Annotated in this window: 16 protein-coding genes; 3 read left to right on the top strand and 13 right to left on the bottom strand. The window is 41.2% G+C overall.

The window, feature by feature from the left end:
• Positions 1-9: 9 nt before the first annotated feature.
• Positions 10-1,749, bottom strand: coding sequence for a bifunctional protein-serine/threonine kinase/phosphatase (locus AC27JL_RS08265; RefSeq protein ID WP_487195357.1), 1,740 nt, complete (start codon positions 1,747-1,749; stop codon positions 10-12).
• Positions 1,750-1,758: 9 nt separating this feature from the next.
• Positions 1,759-3,228, bottom strand: a complete 1,470-nt coding sequence (locus AC27JL_RS08260) for a NarK family nitrate/nitrite MFS transporter (RefSeq protein WP_487195356.1) — start codon at positions 3,226-3,228, stop codon at positions 1,759-1,761.
• Between the two features lie 288 nt (positions 3,229-3,516).
• Between AC27JL_RS08260 and AC27JL_RS08255 the strand changes: the two genes are divergently transcribed.
• On the top strand, positions 3,517-4,272 hold the full coding sequence (locus tag AC27JL_RS08255; RefSeq protein ID WP_487195355.1) for a HesA/MoeB/ThiF family protein: 756 nt from the start codon (positions 3,517-3,519) through the stop codon (positions 4,270-4,272).
• A gap of 13 nt (positions 4,273-4,285) precedes the next feature.
• Here the strand turns inward: AC27JL_RS08255 and AC27JL_RS08250 are convergent, their stop codons facing one another.
• Genes AC27JL_RS08250 through modA form a run of 3 tightly spaced genes read right to left on the bottom strand, consistent with a single transcriptional unit; the run spans position 4,286 to position 6,732 of the window.
• Entirely contained in the window at positions 4,286-5,314 is a 1,029-nt protein-coding gene (locus tag AC27JL_RS08250) for an ATP-binding cassette domain-containing protein (RefSeq protein WP_487195354.1), read from the bottom strand.
• Between the two features lies 1 nt (position 5,315).
• On the bottom strand, positions 5,316-5,993 hold the full coding sequence (gene modB / locus AC27JL_RS08245; protein ID WP_008131252.1) for a molybdate ABC transporter permease subunit: 678 nt from the start codon (positions 5,991-5,993) through the stop codon (positions 5,316-5,318).
• On the bottom strand, positions 5,980-6,732 hold the full coding sequence (gene modA / locus AC27JL_RS08240) for a molybdate ABC transporter substrate-binding protein (RefSeq protein ID WP_487195353.1): 753 nt from the start codon (positions 6,730-6,732) through the stop codon (positions 5,980-5,982). The genes modB and modA overlap by 14 nt, the downstream gene beginning before the upstream one ends.
• Before the next feature lie 42 nt (positions 6,733-6,774).
• Here modA and moeA point away from each other — a divergent pair, with 42 nt between their 5' ends.
• Positions 6,775-7,989: a molybdopterin molybdotransferase MoeA gene (gene moeA, locus AC27JL_RS08235; protein WP_487195352.1), complete on the top strand. Its 1,215-nt coding sequence runs from the start codon at positions 6,775-6,777 to the stop codon at positions 7,987-7,989.
• 83 nt (positions 7,990-8,072) lie between these two features.
• Here the strand turns inward: moeA and AC27JL_RS08230 are convergent, their stop codons facing one another.
• The 8 genes from AC27JL_RS08230 to AC27JL_RS08195 all read right to left on the bottom strand — a co-directional run bounded on the left by AC27JL_RS08230 (position 8,073) and on the right by AC27JL_RS08195 (position 21,474).
• Positions 8,073-9,956 (bottom strand): hypothetical protein, encoded by a 1,884-nt coding sequence (locus tag AC27JL_RS08230; protein WP_487195351.1) that lies wholly within the window; start codon positions 9,954-9,956, stop codon positions 8,073-8,075.
• A gap of 9 nt (positions 9,957-9,965) precedes the next feature.
• Positions 9,966-11,057 carry a hypothetical protein gene (locus tag AC27JL_RS08225; protein ID WP_277054545.1) on the bottom strand — a complete coding sequence of 364 codons (1,092 nt, stop codon included), beginning with the start codon at positions 11,055-11,057 and terminating at the stop codon, positions 9,966-9,968.
• 64 nt (positions 11,058-11,121) lie between these two features.
• The gene (locus AC27JL_RS08220) at positions 11,122-14,172 is read right to left on the bottom strand and encodes a hypothetical protein (RefSeq protein WP_487195350.1); all 3,051 of its coding nucleotides are present in this window, start codon (positions 14,170-14,172) and stop codon (positions 11,122-11,124) included.
• Positions 14,173-14,740: 568 nt separating this feature from the next.
• Positions 14,741-15,907 (bottom strand): 2-methylaconitate cis-trans isomerase PrpF, encoded by a 1,167-nt coding sequence (gene prpF / locus AC27JL_RS08215; RefSeq protein ID WP_487195349.1) that lies wholly within the window; start codon positions 15,905-15,907, stop codon positions 14,741-14,743.
• A gap of 15 nt (positions 15,908-15,922) precedes the next feature.
• Positions 15,923-18,529, bottom strand: a complete 2,607-nt coding sequence (gene acnD, locus AC27JL_RS08210; RefSeq protein WP_487195348.1) for a Fe/S-dependent 2-methylisocitrate dehydratase AcnD — start codon at positions 18,527-18,529, stop codon at positions 15,923-15,925.
• 76 nt (positions 18,530-18,605) lie between these two features.
• Entirely contained in the window at positions 18,606-19,733 is a 1,128-nt protein-coding gene (gene prpC, locus AC27JL_RS08205) for a bifunctional 2-methylcitrate synthase/citrate synthase (protein WP_006794389.1), read from the bottom strand.
• Positions 19,734-19,779: 46 nt separating this feature from the next.
• Positions 19,780-20,658, bottom strand: coding sequence for a methylisocitrate lyase (gene prpB, locus AC27JL_RS08200; protein WP_006794390.1), 879 nt, complete (start codon positions 20,656-20,658; stop codon positions 19,780-19,782).
• Between the two features lie 129 nt (positions 20,659-20,787).
• Positions 20,788-21,474, bottom strand: a complete 687-nt coding sequence (locus AC27JL_RS08195; protein WP_010556308.1) for a GntR family transcriptional regulator — start codon at positions 21,472-21,474, stop codon at positions 20,788-20,790.
• A 266-nt stretch (positions 21,475-21,740) separates the two neighbouring features.
• Here AC27JL_RS08195 and rsmF point away from each other — a divergent pair, with 266 nt between their 5' ends.
• Complete coding sequence (rsmF, locus tag AC27JL_RS08190; RefSeq protein WP_487195347.1) at positions 21,741-23,180, top strand: 16S rRNA (cytosine(1407)-C(5))-methyltransferase RsmF; 1,440 nt, start codon at positions 21,741-21,743, stop codon at positions 23,178-23,180.
• Positions 23,181-23,693 lie beyond the last annotated feature (513 nt).

Genomic DNA, 23,693 nt, shown 5'->3' with positions numbered 1-23,693 from the left:
GTTTATCTCTTAGTTTTTAATTATGAGTACACACACCAAGGCTATAAATAAACACAACGAAATACTTTTCCAGACTAAAACCGGATCGCGTTTCATTATTGAGTCTTTCGGGGCGGTACTTTTTAAATGTGGATTAGGTTTATTGATATCGCTTATAAATTCAGAAAATGCGTGGTATCTGAATTCAGGTTTGGGAGCCAATGCTTTCATTAAAGCCTGATCTAACCAAAACGGGATATCTGCTCTGTGTTTACGAATACTAGTGTATTGCCAGTGACTGTAATCTTTTGGTACATGATTATGCGCGAGTGGCTGATACGGCAATTTTGAACATAATAATTCGTACGCAACAACGCCTAGCGAAAATAAATCACTCTTAAAATCGGCATGCATAGTGATAAGCGTCTCTGGTGCGGTGTAATCTACCGTACCTTGCGGGCAATCATCTGCAATTTGCTTTACCGACTCATCCATAGCCGCAACACTTACCGTGCCGTAATCGATTAATGTTACTTTGCCGTGAGCGTCTATCATCACGTTATCGAGTTTTAAATCGCGATGCACCATATCCAAACGCTGAAACGCTCTAAGTGCTTGTACTATTTGTTCAATAATACTGCGCACTTGAGTAATTTCTGGATGCGGCACATCATGCTTCCAATCACTCAGTGTTTGCCCGTCCATGTATTCGCAAATATGATATAAAAACAGGCTTTGAGATTGCGTATTTAAAACCTTCATTACATTGGGATGATTAATACGTTGCCCTACCCAACCTTCTCTTATAAAGCCTTGAAGGTAGTGCACATCGTCTTCAAAATTTACCGAAGGCGCTTTTAATACAACCGGCGGCGTATCGGGTGTTTGTTGCACTAAATAAATGTGCGAGCGGCTACTAGCGTGTAATTCACGGATAACAGTAAAGTCATCAATTTTTTGGCCAACTTTTAACGGTGGCGGAATTTTTCGCCTAGTTAAAGAGTGATATAACTCGTCTAAATTTTGTTTTGCAATACTATTCACTTTTACAAGTAGGCAGCTTACGTTGTCGTCACTGCCTCTTGCTATGGCAAGCTCTGTCACTGCTTTTGCTGCGTGTTCTAAATTAGTATGCTCATCAATTAGCTTTTGTATATCACTGTTTGGCAATACATCGTGTACACCATCGCAGGTAAGTATATAAATATCATCAGCTTTAAGTTCAACTTCGTATACATCAATTTCTTGATGAAGCTGCGCGCCTAAAGCTCGCGTTAGGGTATCGTTTACTTTATGGTCGCGTGTTATCGCCTCCATACTTTTTGCACGTAACCGCGTAATTCGGGTATCACCTAAATGAAAAATATAACCCGTGGCCGATTTTAAAATAAGCGCTGTAAACGTGGTCATCCAATCTGCTTGGCGCTGGCCAAGGTGATTGTAGTTAACCGATTGCGAATAAAGCCACTGATTTAAACTGGCCAATACCTTAGATACCGACTTTTTAACGGCCCAACTTGGCGGTGTATTTAAATACTCATTTATAAAGTGCGTTACCGATAACTGTGACGCTTGTTTAGCATTTTTTGCTGATGAACACCCATCGGCCAAGCAGGCAATAACCCCTTTTGACTCTTTTTCTTGCGCTTGAGTATTAAGAGCAGCAAACGCATCTTGATTTTCGGTTTTTATACCTTTGCTACTGTGCCCACCAAACTCAACGTTAAGTTCGTTTGTAAGTGCGCTGGCTTTTTGGGTTTCATCAAACATATGTATGCCTTAAGTCACAGAAATAAGTTCAACGGTGCCATCTTCGTTTACTTCTGTGATGTGGCCATCGGGTTCTTTCATGAAAAATAATGCACCTAAGCCTAATAATGCGCTTGCCGCAATAATCATAAAGAATGTTTGGTAATCAACTAATGAGAGCGCCGTTAAATACACAACAGCTCCTACATTGCCGTAAGCTCCCGTCATACCTGCAATTTGACCCGTTAAACGGCGTTTAATAAGTGGTACAGCCGCAAATACAGCGCCTTCCCCGGCTTGCACAAAAAACGAACACGCCATGGCAGCAGCAACTGCAAGCCAAAGCGGCCAGCTAGCGTCAACTAAGCCCATAACAAAATAACCTACAGCTAAGCCAGTGGTAAGTAAAATAAGTGTTTTACGACGACCCATTCGATCTGAGATCCAACCACCACCCGGGCGAGAAGCTAAATTCATAAACGCATACGCTGATGCAAGTAAGCCTGCGTATACCATATCAAGGCCAAACACCTCACTAAAAAATAATGGCAACATAGATACAACAGCAAGCTCTGAGCCAAACGTTGTAAAATAAAGAATATTTAAAACTGCAACTTGTTTAAATTCGTAACGGTGTGATTCTGGAACAGGTTGCTTAAAAATATGGCCGTTTATGTCGTACGTTTTATAAACTTCATAAAGATAAAGCAGCACCAAAAATACATATGTACCAATAACAAAATTTTCAGAAAGTAAATTTGCACCAGTAGGAGAAAGCTTCCAAGTAAGTAGTGCTAAAGCACCGTACATAGGTAGCTTCATTATAAGAAGTAGTACAAAGTCGCCTTTGCTGGTTACTTCCATTGCTCCTACTTTTTTTGGTTTAAAGTAAGTGCCACCTTTTGGCGTGTCAGTTACGCTGATGTACCAAATAACACCAAAAATGACACTTAATACACCGGTTAGGCCTATCGCATAACGCCAGCCATCGTCACCGCCAAACATAAGCGCTAATACAGGCAATAGCATTGCAGCAGCTGCCGAGCCAAAGTTACCCCAGCCACCGTAAATACCTTCTGCTGTACCCAACTCGTTTGCCGGGAACCACTCGCTCACCATGCGAATGCCCACAACAAAACCCGCACCAATAAAGCCAAGTGCAAAACGCGCGATAGCGGCTTGCTCAAACGTGGTAGCCATCGCAAACATAAAACATGGGATGCTACATAAAATCAGTAATGAAGCATAAACGATGCGAGGCCCAAATTTATCAGTTAACATGCCCACAACCACGCGAGCAGGAATGGTTAGTGCCACATTTAAAATAAGCAGCGTTTTTACTTGTGCCATAGTAATACCTAGCGAACCCGCTATAGCGCCTAATAATGGCGCATGGTTAAACCAGACAAAAAATGAGATAAAAAACACCATCCAGCTTAAATGCAGTATTTTCATTTTTCCGCTAAACGATATGAGGTTAAACCCAGTACTCGGTTGCATGTTATTTTTCCTTAGTTACGTTTGTAGTTATTTATAGCAGTTACTACTTTGTTATTAATTACACTGCTATATTTGTTAATTTCACGTTAACCATGCTGAGCAATTAGTGAGCCAATAATTTATTTCATTAAAAATCATTAACTTATGTTTTTTCTAATTCGTTATAATTTTCATTTGCACTGTTAAGGTAATCAATGTGAGCACTAACAGTGCAATTACTTTTAACCTCGTTCTTGCCCACATATTCTAAAAATTGCTATTGTGTATAAAAATAATGAGAAGCCGCTAATGACTAAACCAGCCCTGACTTACCAACAACAACTACGCTACTCGCGCCACATAATGCTTCCTAAATTAGATATAGAGGGGCAAGAAAAAATATGGCAATCTCATGCGGTTATAGTAGGTTTAGGTGGCTTAGGCTGCCCGGTTGCACAGTACTTAGCTGCCTCAGGTGTGGGTACGTTAACGCTTGTAGATAACGACGTGGTTGATGCTACAAACTTGCAAAGGCAGGTGCTTTACAAACAAACAGATGTGGGAAGCTTAAAAACACACGCCGCTAAAGCGCAGCTAGCTAGCTTAAATGATGAAATAGATATACATACAATCGATGTATTTTTAGACGAAAAGTCAAAGCTTGACGAGCTATTAAAAAATATTGATATAGTTATTGATTGCTCTGATAACTTAACTACACGTAATGTATTAAACACAGCCTGTTATAAAACAAAAACCCCACTAGTATCGGGCGCTGCAATTAGAATGGAAGGCCAAGTTGCCTGTTTTACAATGCAAGAAAATAGCCACTGTTATGAGTGTTTATCGCAGTTTATGTCTGATCAGACACAAAGCTGCTCAGAATCAGGCGTGCTATCGCCCATTGTAGGATTAATTGGCAGTATTCAGGCCACTGAAGCGTTAAAAATGCTTGCTGGATTACCAAGCGGGTTGAGCGAACATTTACTGCTGGTTGATGGTTTGAGTATGGAGTTTAATCGCTTTAAAATCACAAAAAACAGTCATTGTGCTACGTGCAGCTAAAACCCACTTTACACTACTCTAGATTATGAATAGTCGCATAAAGTGTATCGCCTACTTTATAGTTTTTTTGATCCCATACTCTTGGTGAAAGTAAGCAATACAAGCTTTGCCCGTCTACATCTAGCGTAAGTTGCCATATTTTATCTATAAGTTCTGCACTGTGCAGCGTACATATTAAAACATTGCTGTTATTTGTGTTCAATGGCGTTTCTGCACTTACCGATATTTGCTCACACTCTAATATAAGTTTATTTCCTTGCTCTACAGCGCTCGGTAATGCAAATAGCTGCTGCTCGCTTTTGTGTAGTTTAAGCAAATACACACCGTATTTTTCATCAAATGTAATGATTTGAAAGTTAATTAAGCTCAGCGGTGCTTGTTTATTATTAGCGTAAATAGCTTTAGCCACCTGCGCACTCGGGCCATGGTTAATTACTTTACCGTTATTGAGCTGCACCAGGGTATCGCAACAAAATAATAGTTCTTTTAACGAGTGGCTCACTATAATAAATTTAATAGTAAACGTTGCCGCCAATTCACTTAATGTTGAGAGTGTTTTAAAGCGCAGCGGCCAATCAAGTGCGCTAAATGGCTCATCTAAAATAATTAATTTTTGACCTGCTAACAACGTCCGTGCAAACACCACCCGTTGGCGCTCCCCGCCAGACAAGCTTTGAACGTTGCGTTTAAGTAAGGGGTGTAACTCAAGTGCATCAATAACTTTTTGTTCAGTTAAGTCAGTTTGCCTATTAAAACAATGCTTTTGTGTAAACGCTAAATTACCTGCTACATCCAAATGCGGAAATAATGGGCAAGATTGAACTTGCAACGTAACACCGCGTTGTTCAGTTGGTAAGTGATGTACCGATTTATCATTTATATAAACACTCTGCTCACCCTCAAGGCCACTAATACAACGTAGCAAGGTGGACTTACCCGAGCCCGATGGGCCAAAAATTCCCGCAATAGTAAAAGATTCAAGATGAAGGTTTATGTCTAAATCAAAGCTATTTAGCGATTTATAAAGGGCTAACTTAATCATACTATTGCTTAACCCCCACTATGCTTTTATTAAATTTAAATAACAGCACTAAACACGCAAATGAAATAGCGAGTAAAATAAGCGAAAGCTGATGCGCCGCTGCATAGTTTAACGACTCTACATGGTCGTACAAAGCAATAGAAACAACCTGTGTTTCTCCTTGTATATTGCCACCAATCATCAGCACTAAGCCAAACTCCCCGAGCGTATGCGCAAACCCCAGTGCAAATGCACTACCAATACTAGGTTTTAACAACGGCAATATTAAGTAAAAAAAACGCTTAAAGTGGCTCAAACCCAAGGCAATTGCAGCCTCGTTATAGGTGTGGTTAATCTGCTTAAACCCTGCCACTAAGGGTTGCATCACAAACGGCAAAGAATAAAAAAGCGAACCAATAACAACACCCTGAAAACTAAACGCAAGTTGGGTGCCTGTTAGCCAAAACCAAAATTGCCCAAAAGCATGTGTGGGCGAAAATAAAACCAGTAGATAAAAACCAAGCAAGGTCGGTGGCAATACTAACGGCATTGCAATAAGCGCTTCTAAAAACGGTTTAAACTTACCTTTGTACCCCGCTAGTTTGTATGCAACAGGAATACAAAAAGCGAGTAGTAATATAGCGGTTATAAAGGCTAGTTTAATTGTTAACCACAGCGCAGTTAAATCACTTTGAAGCATTGCTATCCTTTGTTCTATATCCTAATTCAACAAGCTTAAGTTGAGTGCTGTTGGTCATTAAAAAGTCCATAAGCTTTTGAGCGGTTGCCAGTTTTTTACTCGATTTAATAATAACCCCCTGTTGAATAATTTCGGGATACTCGCTAGGCGGTATTAACTTGTACGACAAATACTGTGGGTCCTGGCTATTATTAAACGCCATTTTTAATGTAGAGACAGCCACGACCCCTACAGATGCATTCCCACTTTGAACAAACTGAAAAGCTTGCGTAATATTATTACCATACACATAATTTATTGGCTTTTTAAAATTGGCATTCGCGTAAAACTCAGACGCCTGCCCATAAGGTGAAAAACGCGGATTAGCGATTGCCACTTTATTATTTACTCTATTAGCATTGGGCTGCCACACAGCAAGTTCACCAAGTGCATAGGTAATTAAGCTACTTTGACTAGCAAATCCTTCTTTTATTAAAGCTTGCGGGCGTACATCGTCAGCCGATAAAAACACATCAAACGGCGCTCCATGTACAATTTGAGAATATAAAACACCGCTAGAAGCCGCTGATATTTTTACTTGTATACCCGGTATTGGGGAGTCTTGCAGTAAAGTTTGTAACACGGTTTTAAAATTACTTGCCACCGCAACATGTATTGTTTCTTTTGCGTTTAACGAGCTTGAAAACACGCAAATACCAAACAAAAAATAACCCAGCCATGTATTGTAAAGCTTTGACATTGTAAGTATTGTTTTAAAAAATGAATTAAGTAAGCAATATATATGAACGATGTTTGCAATGCACCCGGTTTATTACCAATAGAAACCGCAATCAGTAATATGTTAGATGCAATTAGCTTTAATAAGCATGCCGAAACAATACCTGTAATGAGTAGTGTTGGCCGAATTTTGGCTACTGATGTTCAATCAACAATTAATGTGCCCGCACATGACAACTCTGCGATGGACGGCTATGCATTGTGTATTAGCGACGGCCTAACCACCTACACGCAAATAGGCAGTGTATTTGCGGGTCAAACCTTCGACAAAACGCTAACGCCCGGTCAATGCGTAAGAATTATGACCGGTGCAGCACTTCCGCCAGGTGCTAACGCGGTTGTTATGCAAGAAAACGCCACTATAAATAACGATGAAATTACTTTTACAGGCACTATTGAGCACAATAACAATGTCCGTTTTGCAGGTGAAGATATTGCAAAAAACAGTGTGGTATTAAAAGCAAGCAGAAAGCTTAAAGGCGTAGACGTTGGATTATTAGCCTCTATTGGTATTAACGAAGTAAACGTTTACCAAACACTCAAAGTAGCCGTATTCTCAACTGGAGACGAACTGATAGAGCCGGGTAATGCACTTCCAGCTGGCGCTATTTATGAAAGTAATCGCGCTGTCATTATTAGCGAGCTTAATAATCCAAATATAGAGGTAATTGATTTTGGCATTATTCCCGATGATAAAGCGCTTATTCAAAAAACCTTTTTAAAAGCGGACGAGCATGCCGATGCCGTTATTAGCTCTGGTGGTGTATCGGTTGGTGAAGCCGACTTCACAAAAGAAGTACTAAACGACATTGGCGATATACACTTTTGGAAAATAGCCATGAAACCAGGCAAACCATTTGCCTTTGGTAAATTGCCTAACAGCTACTTTTTTGGTCTACCTGGCAATCCAGTTTCTGCAGCCGTTACGCTTGAGCGACTTGTAAAACCAGCATTGACTAAACTATCTGGCAATGAGCCTAAAACCACACTTCGTTTAAAAGCAGTCACAACTCAACAAATTAAAAAGCGCCCAGGCCGAACAGACTTTCAACGTGGTATTGCCAGTAACGACGAAAACAACAACCTTGTTGTCACACCTGTTGAAAAACAAGGCTCAGGCGTACTGTCGTCTCTTAGTAAAGCTAACTGTTTAATTGTAGTCCCTGCACAAAGTGGAAACATTGCACAAGGCGAAACTGTTGAAATAGAACTCTTATAACGGCAGTTACAAAATACAAAAAGCCCAACTAGGTGTTCACCTTGTTGGGCTTTTTAATATTAGTTTATAAAACTAACGGTGGTTTAAAACACCGATTCAAAATCACCATTTGGAAATAAAACACCTGGGATCCCACGAACAGCGGTAACCTCAGCAATTTTTTTATCACCAAAGTATAAGCCGCCGCTGTAATTACGACCTGCTTGTTTTACATCTAACCAGCGACCATTTTCACCTTTTGCAACTAGGCTAATATTACCATTAACATCGCGAATACGAAGATCCAACGCCTGTCCTTGAGCACTCACATATATATCCGTCGATGTTAGCTCTGTTAAATTATCTACAGCACCCACATAAGCAAATTTAAAATCGTTAGCGGCACTTAGTGGAAAATCTAATTCGAAGGTAAAGGCTAAATCATCATTTTCTTCACCAATAAAAGGTGACGATTCAATTGCAGTTATATGAAACGCAGTACTTTGAACCTCGCTTTCAAAGTCACCTTGAAAATCGAAAGACGATAACGTAGTGGATACCTCGCCAAATGAGTCCACAAAACGGTTTAGGTTTAACGATAAATCGCCTGCTAATTCACCATTAGCTTTATTAATAACAACATTAGTAGTGAGTTGTGCAATACCTGTATCAGCATCAGGATTTGTTTCGTTTACAACGTCAATACCATCAAACTGAATCACCAACTCGCTAACATCAACACTCAGTAAAGTTGAGCCATTGGTTACCGTAGCACTCATTACACCCTCAATTTTATTACCTAGCACGCCACTTACTCTAAAAGTAGGAATAGATAAGTCTATGCTAATCGGTAAGTTATCGTAGGTACCCGTTATAGCCCAAGTATAAGGCGATTTACTGTAATCAATGTCTAAATCTCTCAGCGAATATTGTCCAGAAGGTACTGAATCATCAGCCAAAGGTGAATAATTAGTTATAACCTCGTTAAGCGCATTAGTCAGTGCTGTAAGCGTTGCTTGAGTATCTTCGTCAAACGCACCCTCTAGTTCAGCAAATTTAGCGTCGAGTTCATTTGAGTAGCTTTTTTCTTGAAGCCTTGCAACACCAATAATATTTCTAACATCAACAAGCAGCTCTCTTGACTCTAAGCTCTGTGCTTCACTCACACGTGGCTCCCACTGCTGATAAGTAGTAACACTCGCAATGGTTTGGTTTACTTGGCCTGCTACATTAGGAAGTAAGCCATTTCCCTGTTCACTAAACAGGTTATCAGGAATATATTGAGCAGCTAATTGACTGTAATCTCGCCATGCTTGTTGTTCGCTATCATTACTAGAAAAGGTATTAAATACAGTATCAACGTTAAAGGTACTGTCAGCTACGCCTGCAATAATAGCGGCATACGTAAAGGCATTTGTGACCATTTCAGCTTCAACACTGGCTGTAAGGTTACTGTGCGTTAAATGATAAAACGGCGTGGCAGATAAACTTGCTTGCACTGCACTTAAGCCTGCATCAGTAATCGCTGTACTTAAAGGAGAAAAATATAGCGCGTTAACACCAGGGGCAATAAATGCATCTGCTTTATAATTTAATGTAACAGACGTTGGTTCTTGAAAATCAACTAAACGGTTACCGTTTAAATCATTAGGGTCATCACGTACTGTTCTGCCACACCCTGTAAATCGTGGACAAGATAACAACGTATCATCAGGTATAAATTCAAAGCGGCTGTATGTAAGCGGCGTTACACTTATGCTAAACGTATTAATGTTATCTACTTCAATCGACTCTTGAATAACACCTTCGTTATTTAAAATATTTAGTGTACCCTTCGGCGACTGCCAGTTGGCGACATAAAAACGGGCTGTTGAATTAGTTGTAATTTGAGTTACAGCCACACTTTCGTTGTTATCAGAACTAGAAGATGATCCACCACAACCCGCTAATGCTACTGCAACCCCTAAAGGTATAATTTGTTTTAACATCTTCATTCCTTAAAACTTAATGTTCATGTACCAATTTATATTTGCATAATACGCTTTATCCAAATCTAAACTATCGGTTTGCAGATTAAGACCAAAATACTCGCTTTCAATACCCACTAAATAAGCCTTGCTTTTAGTTTCATAGCCAGCCTGTACTTTCCAATGATCCCAAAAATGAACTCGCCCTTTTAACTGGCTAAATGTATCTTGATCGTAGCGTTTAAGAGTTAATTGAGTCGAAAATCGATCATTTATCCTATAGTCAGCAAACGCTTGCATGCGCATTTTCATATCAAAGTCATGAGATTGCGTATTTCCAAACGACGATGTTTTTAACGATACAGTTGGCTGCGTAATTATATCGCCATTATCGTTTTGGCTAAATGGGATCTCGGTTGTTTGCCCATTTACAAACCCACTGTCTTCATAATCAGTTTTATACAGCAAGTCTTTAACGCTAAAGCCTACATGCAACTCGTCATTTACTTGCCAATTAGCAAATATATCTAGGCTATAACCTAACCCTTCTGGGTTTTCAGATGGCGTAAATTTTTTAAATAAAATATCTTTTGAATAGTTATAATCTACAGAAATATCGCCTTCTACTTCATCGCTGTAAATACGCCCGTCAACAATTCCGTCTTGAAAATGCGTACTAGCAAAAATAGAAAGTTTTGGTGTAATGGTTAATGCGTTTTTATCTAAAAATTTAAAATCGTAAGACGCAAATATACCATTAGAGGTTGCTTGTTTAGCGTCTAAATAATAGGTGTAGTATCTATCTTCAAAAGCCAAATCATTTTTTTCAATGTGTGTGTATTTTGCCGTATCTGGATCAAAATTTAGTACGTAGTCAAAGCGACTTTGTAAACCAACTTTAAAATTACCGTACCCAACACCAACTTCAAAAATATTGTACGTAAATGCACTGTCACCCGACGTTAGCGGCGCATCAAAGTCATCAACAAATGCCTGAACTGGTTGCGCTTCGGTATAGATTTCTGCGTCAAAATGAGTAAAAACTTGAAACTGATTATTAGCGGATGCAAGTGGAGATAGTAGAGCTGATGAAAATCCTAGCAAAAGAATTTTTTTTTTCATAATTTAATCGCTTTCAATAAAAAAAGGGAAAAGCTATGTGCTTTTCCCTTTAATAGTTTAAAAATTACTTGCTTGAGTCAATTAAATCAACATCAGTGTAATCCATTGTTACACCATCAATGTAAGAGATTGAAAGCCCATTAGTAACTTTAGTAGCAGTACCAAACGACATCATCATGCCATTGTACATAGCTTTAACGTCGCCAGTGTAACCTGAAGACTCAGCACCCATAAGAGATAATGTGTAACCCATTGCTGCGTCACCTTTAACCATTACATCTAGCATGCTTTGATCTTCATCACCGCTTGCGTCAACCGTACCCATAACTTTAAAGTCTAGGTCGCCAGACATACCTTCAAGAGTAACAGTACCCTTGTCAGTCGCGTCATTAGCCGTTACGTTTAACATACCAGTAAACCCAGAATCACCGTCCATAATTGTCACGTGGTTCCAAGTTTCAGTATTAACGATTTCAGCATCATCTACTGTGTCAGCATCTACTTCGCCGTCAAAAGTAAATATTAAACAAGAATCAATTTGAGTCTCGTCAATAGTACCGGCTGCAAAATCAACACAATCTGCAAGAGCATTAGTTTGCGTGTCTGCAGTCATTAGCTCAACCGTAGCATCACCACCAACTAAGGTAGCGCCCCAAGCAACAACTAACTGCTCACCTTGGTAAGATGCAGCAGCGCTGATCATTTCACCTGTGGTTGCATTGTTAAGCATAAGCGTTAGGTCGTCTAAGCTGTAAGCATAAGTCCAGTTAGGTTGACGAGTAGACGTACCTTCACCAGAGTTGCCCATATCAGCAAGTTCGTTAATTACATCACCTAATACGTCAGCTGCATCAAGAACCGCTTCACCACCAGTGCTTGTAAGTACAGTCATTGTGCTTAGTGACTCTGATGTTGCTTTAACAGATACAAGAACTTCAAACTTAGCAACCGCTTCTTGCGCCGTTAATTGTAGAGCATACGCTGTAGCAAACTGCTCTGATGCAAGTTCAGCTTTAGCAGCAGCTGTAACAGCCATTGCCTCTGCAGAATCAATTAAATCTTGTGCATCGGCACTGTCAGCATCTAAAGCTAAGTAAGCTTCTGCAGCAGCTAATGCTTGTGCAATAGCAACTTCTAATGCGTCAACACTTGCAGCAAAGTCAGAAGCCGCAACAATCGCAGCATCTGCCTTAGCTAGCGCCTCAGCTGCATTATCAGCGTTGTTTACCATTGCATTTTCAGCAGCAGATAGTGCTGTTGTAGACGCTGTTTCAGCAGTCATTGCAGCCGTTTCAGCTGCTAGCGCTAGTTCGTTAGTTTCTGTAGCAAGGGCAGCTGCTGCTGCAACTTCTGCATCAAAATCAATAAGTGCTTGCGCTGCAGCAGCTTCAAGTGCTTCAAGTTCTGTATTAAAAGTAGAAACTTTATCAATTTCAGCAGAAGAACCGACAACTAACGCGTCTGCATCGTCTAAAATTTGTTGGTAATCAGAACTATTAGCCACAAGTAAAGTAGCTACAGACACTAAACTTTGAGACTGTACAAACAATGCATTCGATTCACCGGCTAAATCAGCAACTGCAGCTTCATTTACAAGTAACTCAACCGCATTTGCAAATGCTACTGCTGTGTCTGCGTCAACTACAGTGTCACCACCTAGTGCTTGTACTGCAACTAAATCAGCTTGCGCAGCAGTAACTGATGCCTGAATTGACACTAGCTCAGCTTCTGCAACAGTTACCGCAGCAGTTGTTTTAGCTGCAAGTTGCATGTAGAAACCATCGCCTACTGTACAATCGTCAGTACAACCAATTTTCTCAAGTGCTTTTTTAGATTTTTCAGCAGCCTTAGCTAAACCAGCATCACTTGCTGCGCCATTTTTAACAGCTTTGTCTTTTGCAGCTTTTGCTTTTTTAGCAATACCTGTTGATTGTGCAGCAAATGCCGCCTTTTCAGCGTCAGTTGCATCTGGGTTGTTTACAGCAAATGCAGCAGCAAGTGCAGCTTCAATATCGCTTTCTTCACCAGTAGCAATTGCAAAGAAAATATTAGCCGTATTTGTAGCAGCTTGTTGCAGTGCAGTAGCTAGTGCAGCTATGTCTGCATCGTCACTACCTGTTACTTTACCTGCTTTAATACCAGCAATAAGCTTTGTCATGTTGCCGTTAATATCCGCAAGGCCTTGAATAGATGAAGCAACTTGAGTTAACGATAAAATACCATCGTCTAGCATTTCTTCGCCGTCAACGTCAGTTAAATCGACTGCACCGCCGTTAGAAACATCACCTAGTAAAGAAGCTAGTAAAAGTGCTGTATCTGGGCCTAAAACTTGAACTAGTACGTCAACACTTGAATTTGCAATACCTGCAGCATCAACACCTTCGCCAGCATCAATTAAAAGTTGTGAAACAAGTGTTGTTAAGAAAGTCGCGTTTGCTCTAAGTGAACGCGCTACGTTTGCGTCGCCTAAAACGCCACTTGCGCCAGATGCATCTGCTTCAACCGCTGGCACAAATTTAACAACAGAAAGTTCTAGGTCTGCCTTGTACCATTCGCCAAACTCAATTGCTGTATCGCCATCGTTAACGTCGTCTTCTGCTGGTGCTTCGTCGTAAGTACCACAACCTAGGTAAGCATCACAACGTAGGTAGCTGTCGTCGCCTTCAGCTGATGTTTTAACAGTAATATACACAGGACCTGTAAAGTCATCTTCTAAGTAAACGCTGTAACGGCCACTCTCATTTGTTAAAACAGCGTCTGGGTTTGCTGCTAAAATACTTGCAGCAACTGCTGCATCTGCAGCTGCTTGAGTTGACTCTTCAGCAGAGAATGTTTCAGCTTCCGCAGATGCTGCTAAACGAAATGGTACTGCAACCATTTCACCAGTTGCATCTAATGTTGAAACGCTAACCACCGCGTTCATCATCGCACCTTTAACCGCTTTACCTGTAACTTCTACGTTAAATAAAGCTGTGTCTTCTGAGCTAAAAGACTCAACAGGTGGTGGTGGTGCAACATAGTTATTGCCATCGTTGTCAGAACCACACGCCGTTAAGCCGAGTGTAAGTGCAACTGATGCCGCTATTGGTGTAAATTTGATCATACGCTTCGCCATTTATTTCTCCTTGATAGCCATGAAATAAGTATCTGAAAAGTTTGGTTAAACTTGGGAAAGTATATTAGTCGTTTACAAAAAATGTAAACAAGCACAATAATCTAACCTTTGTTACTAGAACTTTAAAAGTACCATTAAGCTATGAGTTGTTGCTACATATTTATACATATAAAATGATGTAATTTTAGTTTAACGCCATGTTTTAATTTTTATAGGCCTTAATTAAATTCAATAACCTAGGTTACAGCCACAAAAAACCAACATGTTGGTTTATAATATATCGTGTTTATTGATTGATTATTACATTAAATTTAGTTTGTTAAATTTTTTCTTCAAGTATTTGCGACAGAACATTAAAAATAAATGCAGAACTGAGATAAAGCAACCCAAAAGAACTAAACTCTTAATTGAAAGCAAACCTTTAGAACTAGAAAAGCCAATCCCTTGTTTTTTTATTTATTTTAAAATCCTGCTTAATTGTTACTGCATTATTAATATTGTTACGTTAACCCTAACTGACTATAAGGGTCTTTTAATTTCACAAAGTTAATAATGCAGTAAAAAATTATTAAAAGGGAACTCTTACAACCCCTTCCATCAATACTCTGGCGCTTCGGCTCATACTCGCTTTAGTAACTTGCCAGTCTCCATTAATCTTTTTAGCTTCAGCGCCTACTTTTAACGTGCCCGAGGGGTGACCAAAATTCACTTCACTCAATGCGCCACCACCAGCAGCCATATTTACTAACGTACCGTCAATTGCTGCTGCGGTGCCAATTGCAACGGCGGCTGTTCCCATCATGGCATGATGTAATTTACCCATCGACATAGCACGTACTAATAAATTAATACTGCCAGCATCAATGTGTTTACCGCTTGATGCGTTATACGCCACAGGCATAGCAACAAACGCAACTTTAGGTGTATGCTGGCGTGCTTGTGCTTCATTTATATTATTAATCAAGCCCATTTTAACAGCGCCATAAGCACGTATTGTTTCAAGCTTTTCAAGTGCAGCGTCATCGTTATTAATGTCGTCTTGCAGCTCAGTACCGGTATAACCAATATCTTCAGCATTAATAAAAATAGTTGGAATACCCGCATTAATCATCGTCGCCTTTAGCGTACCAACATCTGGCACCTCTAAATCGTCAACAACATTACCTGTTGGAAATAAAGCACCACCCCCATCAGCAGGGTCTACAAACTCAAGCTTTACTTCTGCTGCAGGGAACGTCACACCGTCAAGCTCAAAGTCACCGGTTTCTTGCACTTCGCCATTAGTCATAGGTACATGCACTAAAATGCTTTTTTTAATATTAGCCTGCCAAACACGCACAATAGCTATGCCATTATCGGGCACACGGTTTTTATCAACTAAACCATTACTAATAGCAAAAGCTCCCACGGCTGAAGTTAAATTACCGCAGTTACCGCTCCAATCAACAAACGCTTTATCAATTGCGACTTGCCCAAACAAGTAATCAACATCGTGATCGGCTTGCTCACTTTTACTTAAAATAACCGTTTTGCTGGTGCTTGATGTTGCACCGCCCATGCCGTCGGTTTGTTTACCATAAGGATCGGGGCTACCAATAACACGAAGCAATAAATTATCGCGCGCCTCACCTGCCACTTGGGCAGGCTTTGGCAAATCGGTTAAATTAAAAAGCACACCTTTACTCGTGCCGCCACGCATGTAGGTCGCGGGCACTTTTATTTGTGGTTTAAACATATTTTTAAATCCTTATTACGCGTTTGTCGCTTCTAAAAAGTCTTGAGCAAAGCGCTGTAATACACCACCAGCAGCATAAATAGAAAGCTCCTCTTGCGTATCTAATCGGCATTTCATTGCTGCAGTTAGCACTTCACCATTTTTGCGGGTGATCACAAGCTCTAAAGTGGCGCCCGGTGCTGGTGCGCCTTTTACATCGTAGCTTTCACTACCATCAAGATTTAGTGTTTTACGTGTCGTGCCTGGTGCAAACTCAAGTGGTAAAACGCCCATACCAATTAAATTAGTACGGTGAATACGCTCAAAGCCTTCAGCAGCTATAACTTCAACACCGGCAAGCCTTACGCCTTTTGCCGCCCAATCGCGCGACGATCCTTGCCCGTAATCAGCACCGGCCACAATAATAAGTGGTTGTTTACGTTGCATGTAGGTTTCGATTGCTTCCCACATGCGCGTGTTTTCACCCTCTGGCTCTATGCGCGCGTAAGACCCCTGCTTAACGTCACCGTTTTCATCAAGTACCATTTCGTTAAGTAATTTAGGGTTAGCAAACGTGGCACGCTGGGCCGTTAAATGGTCGCCGCGGTGCGTTGCATACGAGTTAAAGTCTTCTTCAGGCACATTCATTTTAGTGAGGTATTCGCCCGCTGCACTGCTTGCCATAATTGCGTTAGAGGGTGATAAATGATCCGTTGTGATGTTATCGCCCAATACCGCCAAAGCACGCATACCACTCATGGTACGCTCACCAGCAAGTGCTCCTTCCCAATAAGGCGGGCGGCGAATATAGGTACTTTGCGCTCGCCAATCGTAAAGTGGGTCGTTGTCTTCACCGTAATCTACGGTTAAGTCAAACATAGGCTCGTACACTTTTTTAAATTGCTCAGGTTTAACGCTTTGCTGAATTACCGCATCTATTTCTTCATCGGTTGGCCATAAATCTTTAAGGGTTACATCATTACCTTGTTGATCTTGTCCTAAACTATCTTTTTCAATATCAAAACGAATCGTGCCCGCAATAGCATAAGCTACAACCAAAGGCGGTGATGCCAAAAAGGCTTGTTTTGCATAAGGGTGAATACGCCCGTCAAAGTTACGATTACCCGAAAGCACAGCCGTTGTGTATAAATCGCGATCTATCACTTCTTTTTGAACCACAGGGTCAAGCGCCCCACTCATCCCGTTACAGGTAGTACACGCAAAGCCAACAATACCAAAACCAAGCTGCTCAAGCTCTGGCAATAGGTTTGCGTCTTCAAGGTACGATTGCACGGCTTTAGAGCCCGGCGCTAACGACGTTTTAACCCAAGGTTTGCGCATTAACCCTTTTGCATTCGCATTACGCGCTAACAAACCTGCAGCTATTACATTGCGCGGGTTGCTGGTATTAGTACAGCTGGTAATTGCCGCAATAATACACGCACCGTCTGGCATTAAGCCTGCTTCGTTTTCAACAACGCCCGAAATACCTTCTTTCGCTAAATCGCTGGTTGAAACACGACGATGTGGATTAGAAGGCCCCGCAATATTGCGGCCAACGCTTGATAAATCAAAGGTCAAAACACGCTCGTATTTTGCGGTTTTTAAGCTATCGCTCCAAAGGCCAGCCGTTTTAGCATAGTTTTCTACAAGGGCTATTTGCTCTTCATCGCGCCCTGTTAAACGTAAATAGTCTATTGTTTTATCGTCGATATAAAACATCGCCGCAGTCGCACCAAATTCTGGCGTCATGTTCGAAATAGTTGCTCTGTCACCAAGCGTTAAAGCATCGGCGCCTTCGCCGTAAAATTCTAAATAGGTCGATACAACACGCTGCTCGCGTAAAAACTCAGTAATCGCCAACACAATATCGGTAGCGGTAATACCAGGCTGGCGAGTACCCGTAAGCTCTACGCCTACAATATCGGGTAAACGAATGTACGACGCGCGGCCAAGCATAACGCTTTCAGCTTCAAGCCCGCCTACACCCACAGCAATAACACCTAATGCATCAACATGCGGGGTGTGGCTGTCGGTACCTACTAGCGTATCGGGGAATGCAATACCATCGCGGTTTTGAATAACAGGCGACATTTTTTCAAGGTTAATTTGATGCATAATGCCGTTTCCTGGCGGGATCACATCAATATTTTTAAACGCGGTTTTAGTCCAGTTTATAAAATGAAAACGGTCATCGTTGCGGCGGTCTTCAATGGCACGGTTTTTTTCAAATGCCTCAGGATCAAAACCCGCATGTTCAACCGCCAACGAATGGTCAACAATTAACTGCGTTGGTACCACAGGATTAACTTTAGACGGATCGCCACCTTTAGCCGCAATGGCATCGCGCAAGCCTGCTAAATCAACAAGGGCCGTTTGCCCTAAAATATCGTGGCACACCACACGCGCCGGATACCACGGAAAATCTAAATCTTGTTTACGCTCAATTATTTGGCTAAGTGCATCGGTAAGCATGGCAGGGTCGCAGCGGCGTACTAAATTTTCTGCAAATACACGAGAGCTGTAAGGGAGAGTCGCATAAGCGCCTGGTTTAATGGCATCAACAGCGGCTTGGGTATCGTAGTAATCTACATTTGAGCCCGCAAGCGGTTTGCGGTACTGAGTGTTATTAATTATGGTCATAATAAAAATTCGCTAATAAGTGACGGGAAATAAAAAGGCAAAAAGGTGAGCTAGGCTCACCTTAAATGCTAACTAATTAGCCTCTTGATTCAATTGGCGTATAGCTGCGTGCGTCTGGTCCTGTGTAATCTGCACTTGGGCGAATAATACGGTTATTAGCACGTTGTTCTTTAACATGTGCTGTCCAACCAGTAACGCGGCTCATTACAAATATTGGCGTAAACAACTTAGTGGGAATATCCATAAAATGATAAGCCGATGCATGGAAAAAATCAGCATTACAAAATAACTTTTTCTCGCGCCACATTACTTCTTCACAACGAACAGAAACCGGGTAAAGTACATCATCGCCCACCTCAGCCGCTAATTTTTCAGACCACTTTTTAATAATTACATTACGCGGGTCCGACTCACGGTAAATAGCATGGCCAAAGCCCATAATTTTATCTTTACGCTCAAGCATACCCATTACTTCTTGCTCAGCATGCTCTGCGCTAGTAAAGCCTTCAATCATATCCATTGCAGCTTCGTTTGCACCACCATGTAATGGCCCGCGTAACGTACCAATCGCACCCGTTACACACGAATGAATATCAGACAAGGTAGAAGCACATACGCGCCCTGTAAACGTAGAGGCATTAAATTCGTGCTCCGCGTATAAAATAAGCGACACATTCATTACTTGCGCAAACAACTCGCTTGGTGCTTTGTCGTGTAATAACGTTAAAAAGTGTGCGCCTACTGAATCGTCGTCTGTTTGCGTTTCAATACGAACACCATCGTGTGAAAAGCGGTACCAGTAGCAAATAATACTTGGGAACACTGCAACCATGCGGTCAATCGCATCGTTTGCTTGGCTGAAATCAAGTTCCATTTCAAGGTTACCCAACATAGAGCAACCTGTACGCATTACATCCATTGGGTGCGCATCTTTAGGAATATTTTCAAGCACGGTTTTAAGTGCATCTGGCAAGCCACGTAAGCTTTTTAATTTTGCTTTGTACTCAGCCAACTCGCTAGATGTAGGTAACTCACCGCGTGAAAGTAAAAACGACACTTCTTCAAACTGCGCTTTTTCAGCCAGCTCGCTAATATCGTAACCACAATACGTTAAGCCCGAGCCACTTTGGCCAACTGTACATAATGCCGTTTGGCCTGCTACTTGTCCGCGTAAACCTGCGCCGCCTAATGCTTTATCTACCATGATCTTCTCCTATCTTAAATTTGTGTGTTGTCTAATTTAATAATTATTATTTGTCAGATTTTGATGAAAAAAGGTTATCGAGTGTGTTTTCGTATGTGTGGTAATCTAAAAAGTCGTAAAGCTCAGCTCGGGTTTGCATGTTTTCAATTTCGCTTTGTTGCGAGCCTTCATTTAAAATCGCCGAGTAAACATTAAGTGCCGCTTTATTCATCGCTCTAAACGCACTGAGTGGGTAAAGCACCATTTCAACGCCCACATCACTTAGCTGCTCTTTGGTATAAATTGGCGTTTGGCCAAACTCAGTAATGTTAGCCAAAATAGGCACATTTAACGCATTGGCAAACGCTTGGTAATCGGCAAGGTCGTGCACGGCTTCAGCAAAAATAGCATCGGCACCAGCTTCAACACAGGCTGCTGCGCGGTCAATAGCCGCATTTAAGCCTTCTTTTTGAAACGCGTCGGTACGCGCCATAATGTAAAAATCGCTATCGGTTTTTGCATCTACTGCGGCTTTAATACGGTCAACCATTTCGCCTTGGCTAACAATTTCTTTATTTGGGCGATGGCCACAACGCTTTTGCGCCACTTGATCTTCTATATGAAAACCCGCCGCGCCTGCTTTGGTCATTTCTTTAACGGTACGTGCAATATTAAACGCCCCGCCCCAACCGGTATCGGCATCAACAAGTAAAGGTAAATCGCTTGCACCGGTAATACGGCGAATATCTTCAAGCACGTTGTCTAGGCTAGTCATGCCTAAATCAGGCATACCGAAAGAGGCATTAGCAACACCCGCACCCGAAAGGTAAATAGCTTGGTGGCCCATTTTTTCAGCCATCATCGCTGTGTAGGCATTAATAGTACCCACTACTTGTAATGGGCGGTTATTAGCAATAGCTTGTTTAAATTTATATCCTGCTGACATGTCATTTCCTCTATTTGAACGGTGGCTACATGGAGTAACTTATATTTTTAATCTTTCTATATGACGCTTTAACTATTTTGCTTAACTTTTAGCTTTTAGCGGCTTTTACCAATCTGTGTGAGTAAACAATTATTCAGATTGGTATAAATCAAATTTGGTTTGAATATTCGCTTGCGACGCACTTATATGGCGCTTCATTAGCATTTCGGCCAGTTCGCCGTCGTGGTTTTCAATCGCGTTAATAATGGCTAAGTGTTCGTCAAACGCTTTTGATACACGCGGCCCCACCATGCCCATTTGTACGCGGTACATGCGTATTAATTGATACAGGTCGTTACAAAGCAAGTGAATCAAATGCGCGTTTTTACTGCCTTTTATAATGCGATAATGAAAATCTAAATCGCCTGCTTCTTGGTAGTAAGACTCACCTTCTTTAACGCGCTGTGTTTGTAAATGTTGATTAAGTAATTGCTTTAAGCCTTTAATTTCATCAGGCTCCATATTGTCGGCAGCTAATCGGCACGCCAAGCCCTCAAGCGAGCTGCGTACTTGGTAAACCTCAATTAAACGCTCAGCGGTAAGTGCTACAACACGGCAACCTACATTGGCTTTGCGCTCAACTAAATAACAGCTTTCAAGGCGGTTTAGCGCCTCACGCAATGTTGCGCGGCTTACGCCGTAACGCTTTGCAAGCTCGGGCTCCGAAATTTTACTACCTTGGGCAATAGTGCCTTCAACAATCTCACGGCGCATATTTACAAATACCTGATCGGATGCTGTGGTAACGGGCGCTTCGTTTGAAAATGAGTCTGTCATAAGTTATTTTTTTAAATTGTCGACAATTCGTATCGCCATAATGGGCGCATTAAAAAAACATGTCAACCCTAAAACCTAACATAAAGGCTAAAAAACAGCCTCATTGTCGACACTATTAGTCTAAAGTATGATCAAAATAGCTTATAAATACCTAAAATTCACAAAGTGTCGACAGCGAAACTTAATTAGGGGGCGCGTTTTTATCACTGAAATTTAGTTATTTAAATGCTAAAATCGCGCTTTATTTTTAATGTACGAGCTAGCGCGTGAACGCCAATACTTTTATTCCTGAGCACTTTATCGACGACGTAAAAACCTACCTGCCAACTCATTTAAAGTTAGATGACTTTATTAATGCGTGCCGTCGCCCACTCAGAAAATCTATCCGCGTTAATACATTAAAAATAACCGTTGAAGACTTTATTAAAAAAGCGGAGCAAAAAAATTGGCAACTTACGCCAATCCCTTGGTGTAGCGAAGGCTTTTGGCTAGAACGCCCAACTAATGAAGAACAAAACCTAGCCCTGGGTAATACCGATTTGCACCTAAGCGGCGCCATGTACGTACAAGAGGCAAGCTCAATGCTGCCGCCTATTGCGCTTAAGCAAAGCATACAAACAAGCAACACCGTGCTTGATATGGCGTCGGCGCCGGGTTCTAAAACATCGCAGCTAGCAGCACTAATGAACAACCAAGGCGTGTTGGTTGCTAATGAGCTTTCGTCGTCGCGTTTAAAAGTATTGAGTGCCACCTTAAAACGTATGGGTGTGGGTAACTGTGCGCTTTCACACTTTGATGGCGTTATATTTGGTAACTACATGTATGAATGTTTCGATAGCATATTGCTAGACGCGCCCTGCTCTGGCGAAGGCACCGTACGTAAAGATGCAGACGCATTAAAAAATTGGTCAATCGAATCAAACATTCAAATAGCCCAAGTACAAAAAGACTTAATAAAAAGCGCATTTTACGCGTTAAAACCCGGCGGCACGCTTGTTTATTCAACCTGTACGCTCACCCCGCTCGAAAACCAGCAAGTATGCGAATATTTGCTTGCAGAATTTGGCGAGTTTATAACGCCCGAGTCGCTTAGCGATTTATTTCCGGGCGCCGATAAAGCAACAACGACCGAGGGCTATTTGCACGTTTGGCCGCAAACCTACGACAGCGAAGGCTTTTTTATTGCCAAGTTTAAAAAGCACGCAAGTTGTAACAACCCAAACCAAACAGTTAAAAAAGGCGCATTTCCGTTTGTTGAGTTTGATAAAAAACCAACAACTGCATTTATGAGCGAGCTTAAAAAACACTTTGGTTTAACAAACTTACCCGGCACATTAATGCAGCGCGACAAAGAACTGTGGTTATTCCCGCAGGGGTTTGATGCAATTCAAAACAAAATTAAATACGCACGCTTAGGTATTCAAATAGGCATTATTCATAAAAATGGCGTAAGGCTAACCCACGAGTTTGCTACAGTTTTAGGCAATGCGTGTAAAACCAATACGTATGCGCTAAATGGCGAACAAGCAAACGACTACTTTAATGGTAAAGATGTTCGATTAGCCGAGCCTACAAAAGAGCTAGGCGAAGTGGTATTAACTTTATGCGGCTGCCCCATTGGGCTAGGTAAATGGCAAAAAAATAAGATCAAAAACTCACTACCGCGCGATCTTGTGCAAAATACCCAGTTAATAAACTGGGAGTAAACATACTTAAATAACGTATAAAATGTGTACAACACAGTTAAGTATTTGTATTAACTACAGTATAAAAAATGCACTAAAAATATGTAATTTTAAGAGCTTTGGCTATACTTAAAACACTTTCAACTTCTCCCTATGAATTAGAAAGTTTTTGTTAGCGCAAGGCTCAAAAGAGCCCGTTATAGCCCAGAGTTTCCCTAAATCACTCTGGGCATTTTTTTGTCTGCTTAAATACACCAGTGAAATGAAATAGAAATTCACAAAGAGGTTGAAAGACGCTTCGCTTTAGAGAAGTGATCTAGTGATAAAGGTAGGAAACCATTATTAGTGTTTTAATGTCTTATCATTTGCTCCTCATTTACTTCTCTTTGTGCAAATGGTTTTAATTAACATTTAACAAAGAAGCTAAGAGACGCTGCGCTTTAGAGAAGTGATCTAATGATAAAGTAAGGAAAGCATTATTGGTGTTTTTATGTCTTCTCATTTGCTCCTCATTTACTTCTCTTTGTGCAATCA

The sequence above is a fragment of the Pseudoalteromonas sp. 4NS20-0020 genome (genome assembly GCF_057554385.1).
This window is presented reverse-complemented; position numbering and strand designations above follow the sequence as displayed.

What these genes read in the sequence shown, in the direction of transcription:
- AC27JL_RS08265 (WP_487195357.1), bottom strand. Translation starts at nt 1,749, where the DNA reads ATGTTTGATGAAACCCAAAAAGCCAGCGCACTTACAAACGAACTTAAC.
- AC27JL_RS08260 (WP_487195356.1), bottom strand. Translation starts at nt 3,228, where the DNA reads ATGCAACCGAGTACTGGGTTTAACCTCATATCGTTTAGCGGAAAAATG.
- AC27JL_RS08255 (WP_487195355.1), top strand. Translation starts at nt 3,517, where the DNA reads ATGACTAAACCAGCCCTGACTTACCAACAACAACTACGCTACTCGCGC.
- AC27JL_RS08250 (WP_487195354.1), bottom strand. Translation starts at nt 5,314, where the DNA reads ATGATTAAGTTAGCCCTTTATAAATCGCTAAATAGCTTTGATTTAGAC.
- modB (WP_008131252.1), bottom strand. Translation starts at nt 5,993, where the DNA reads ATGCTTCAAAGTGATTTAACTGCGCTGTGGTTAACAATTAAACTAGCC.
- modA (WP_487195353.1), bottom strand. Translation starts at nt 6,732, where the DNA reads ATGTCAAAGCTTTACAATACATGGCTGGGTTATTTTTTGTTTGGTATT.
- moeA (WP_487195352.1), top strand. Translation starts at nt 6,775, where the DNA reads ATGAACGATGTTTGCAATGCACCCGGTTTATTACCAATAGAAACCGCA.
- AC27JL_RS08230 (WP_487195351.1), bottom strand. Translation starts at nt 9,956, where the DNA reads ATGTTAAAACAAATTATACCTTTAGGGGTTGCAGTAGCATTAGCGGGT.
- AC27JL_RS08225 (WP_277054545.1), bottom strand. Translation starts at nt 11,057, where the DNA reads ATGAAAAAAAAAATTCTTTTGCTAGGATTTTCATCAGCTCTACTATCT.
- AC27JL_RS08220 (WP_487195350.1), bottom strand. Translation starts at nt 14,172, where the DNA reads ATGGCGAAGCGTATGATCAAATTTACACCAATAGCGGCATCAGTTGCA.
- prpF (WP_487195349.1), bottom strand. Translation starts at nt 15,907, where the DNA reads ATGTTTAAACCACAAATAAAAGTGCCCGCGACCTACATGCGTGGCGGC.
- acnD (WP_487195348.1), bottom strand. Translation starts at nt 18,529, where the DNA reads ATGACCATAATTAATAACACTCAGTACCGCAAACCGCTTGCGGGCTCA.
- prpC (WP_006794389.1), bottom strand. Translation starts at nt 19,733, where the DNA reads ATGGTAGATAAAGCATTAGGCGGCGCAGGTTTACGCGGACAAGTAGCA.
- prpB (WP_006794390.1), bottom strand. Translation starts at nt 20,658, where the DNA reads ATGTCAGCAGGATATAAATTTAAACAAGCTATTGCTAATAACCGCCCA.
- AC27JL_RS08195 (WP_010556308.1), bottom strand. Translation starts at nt 21,474, where the DNA reads ATGACAGACTCATTTTCAAACGAAGCGCCCGTTACCACAGCATCCGAT.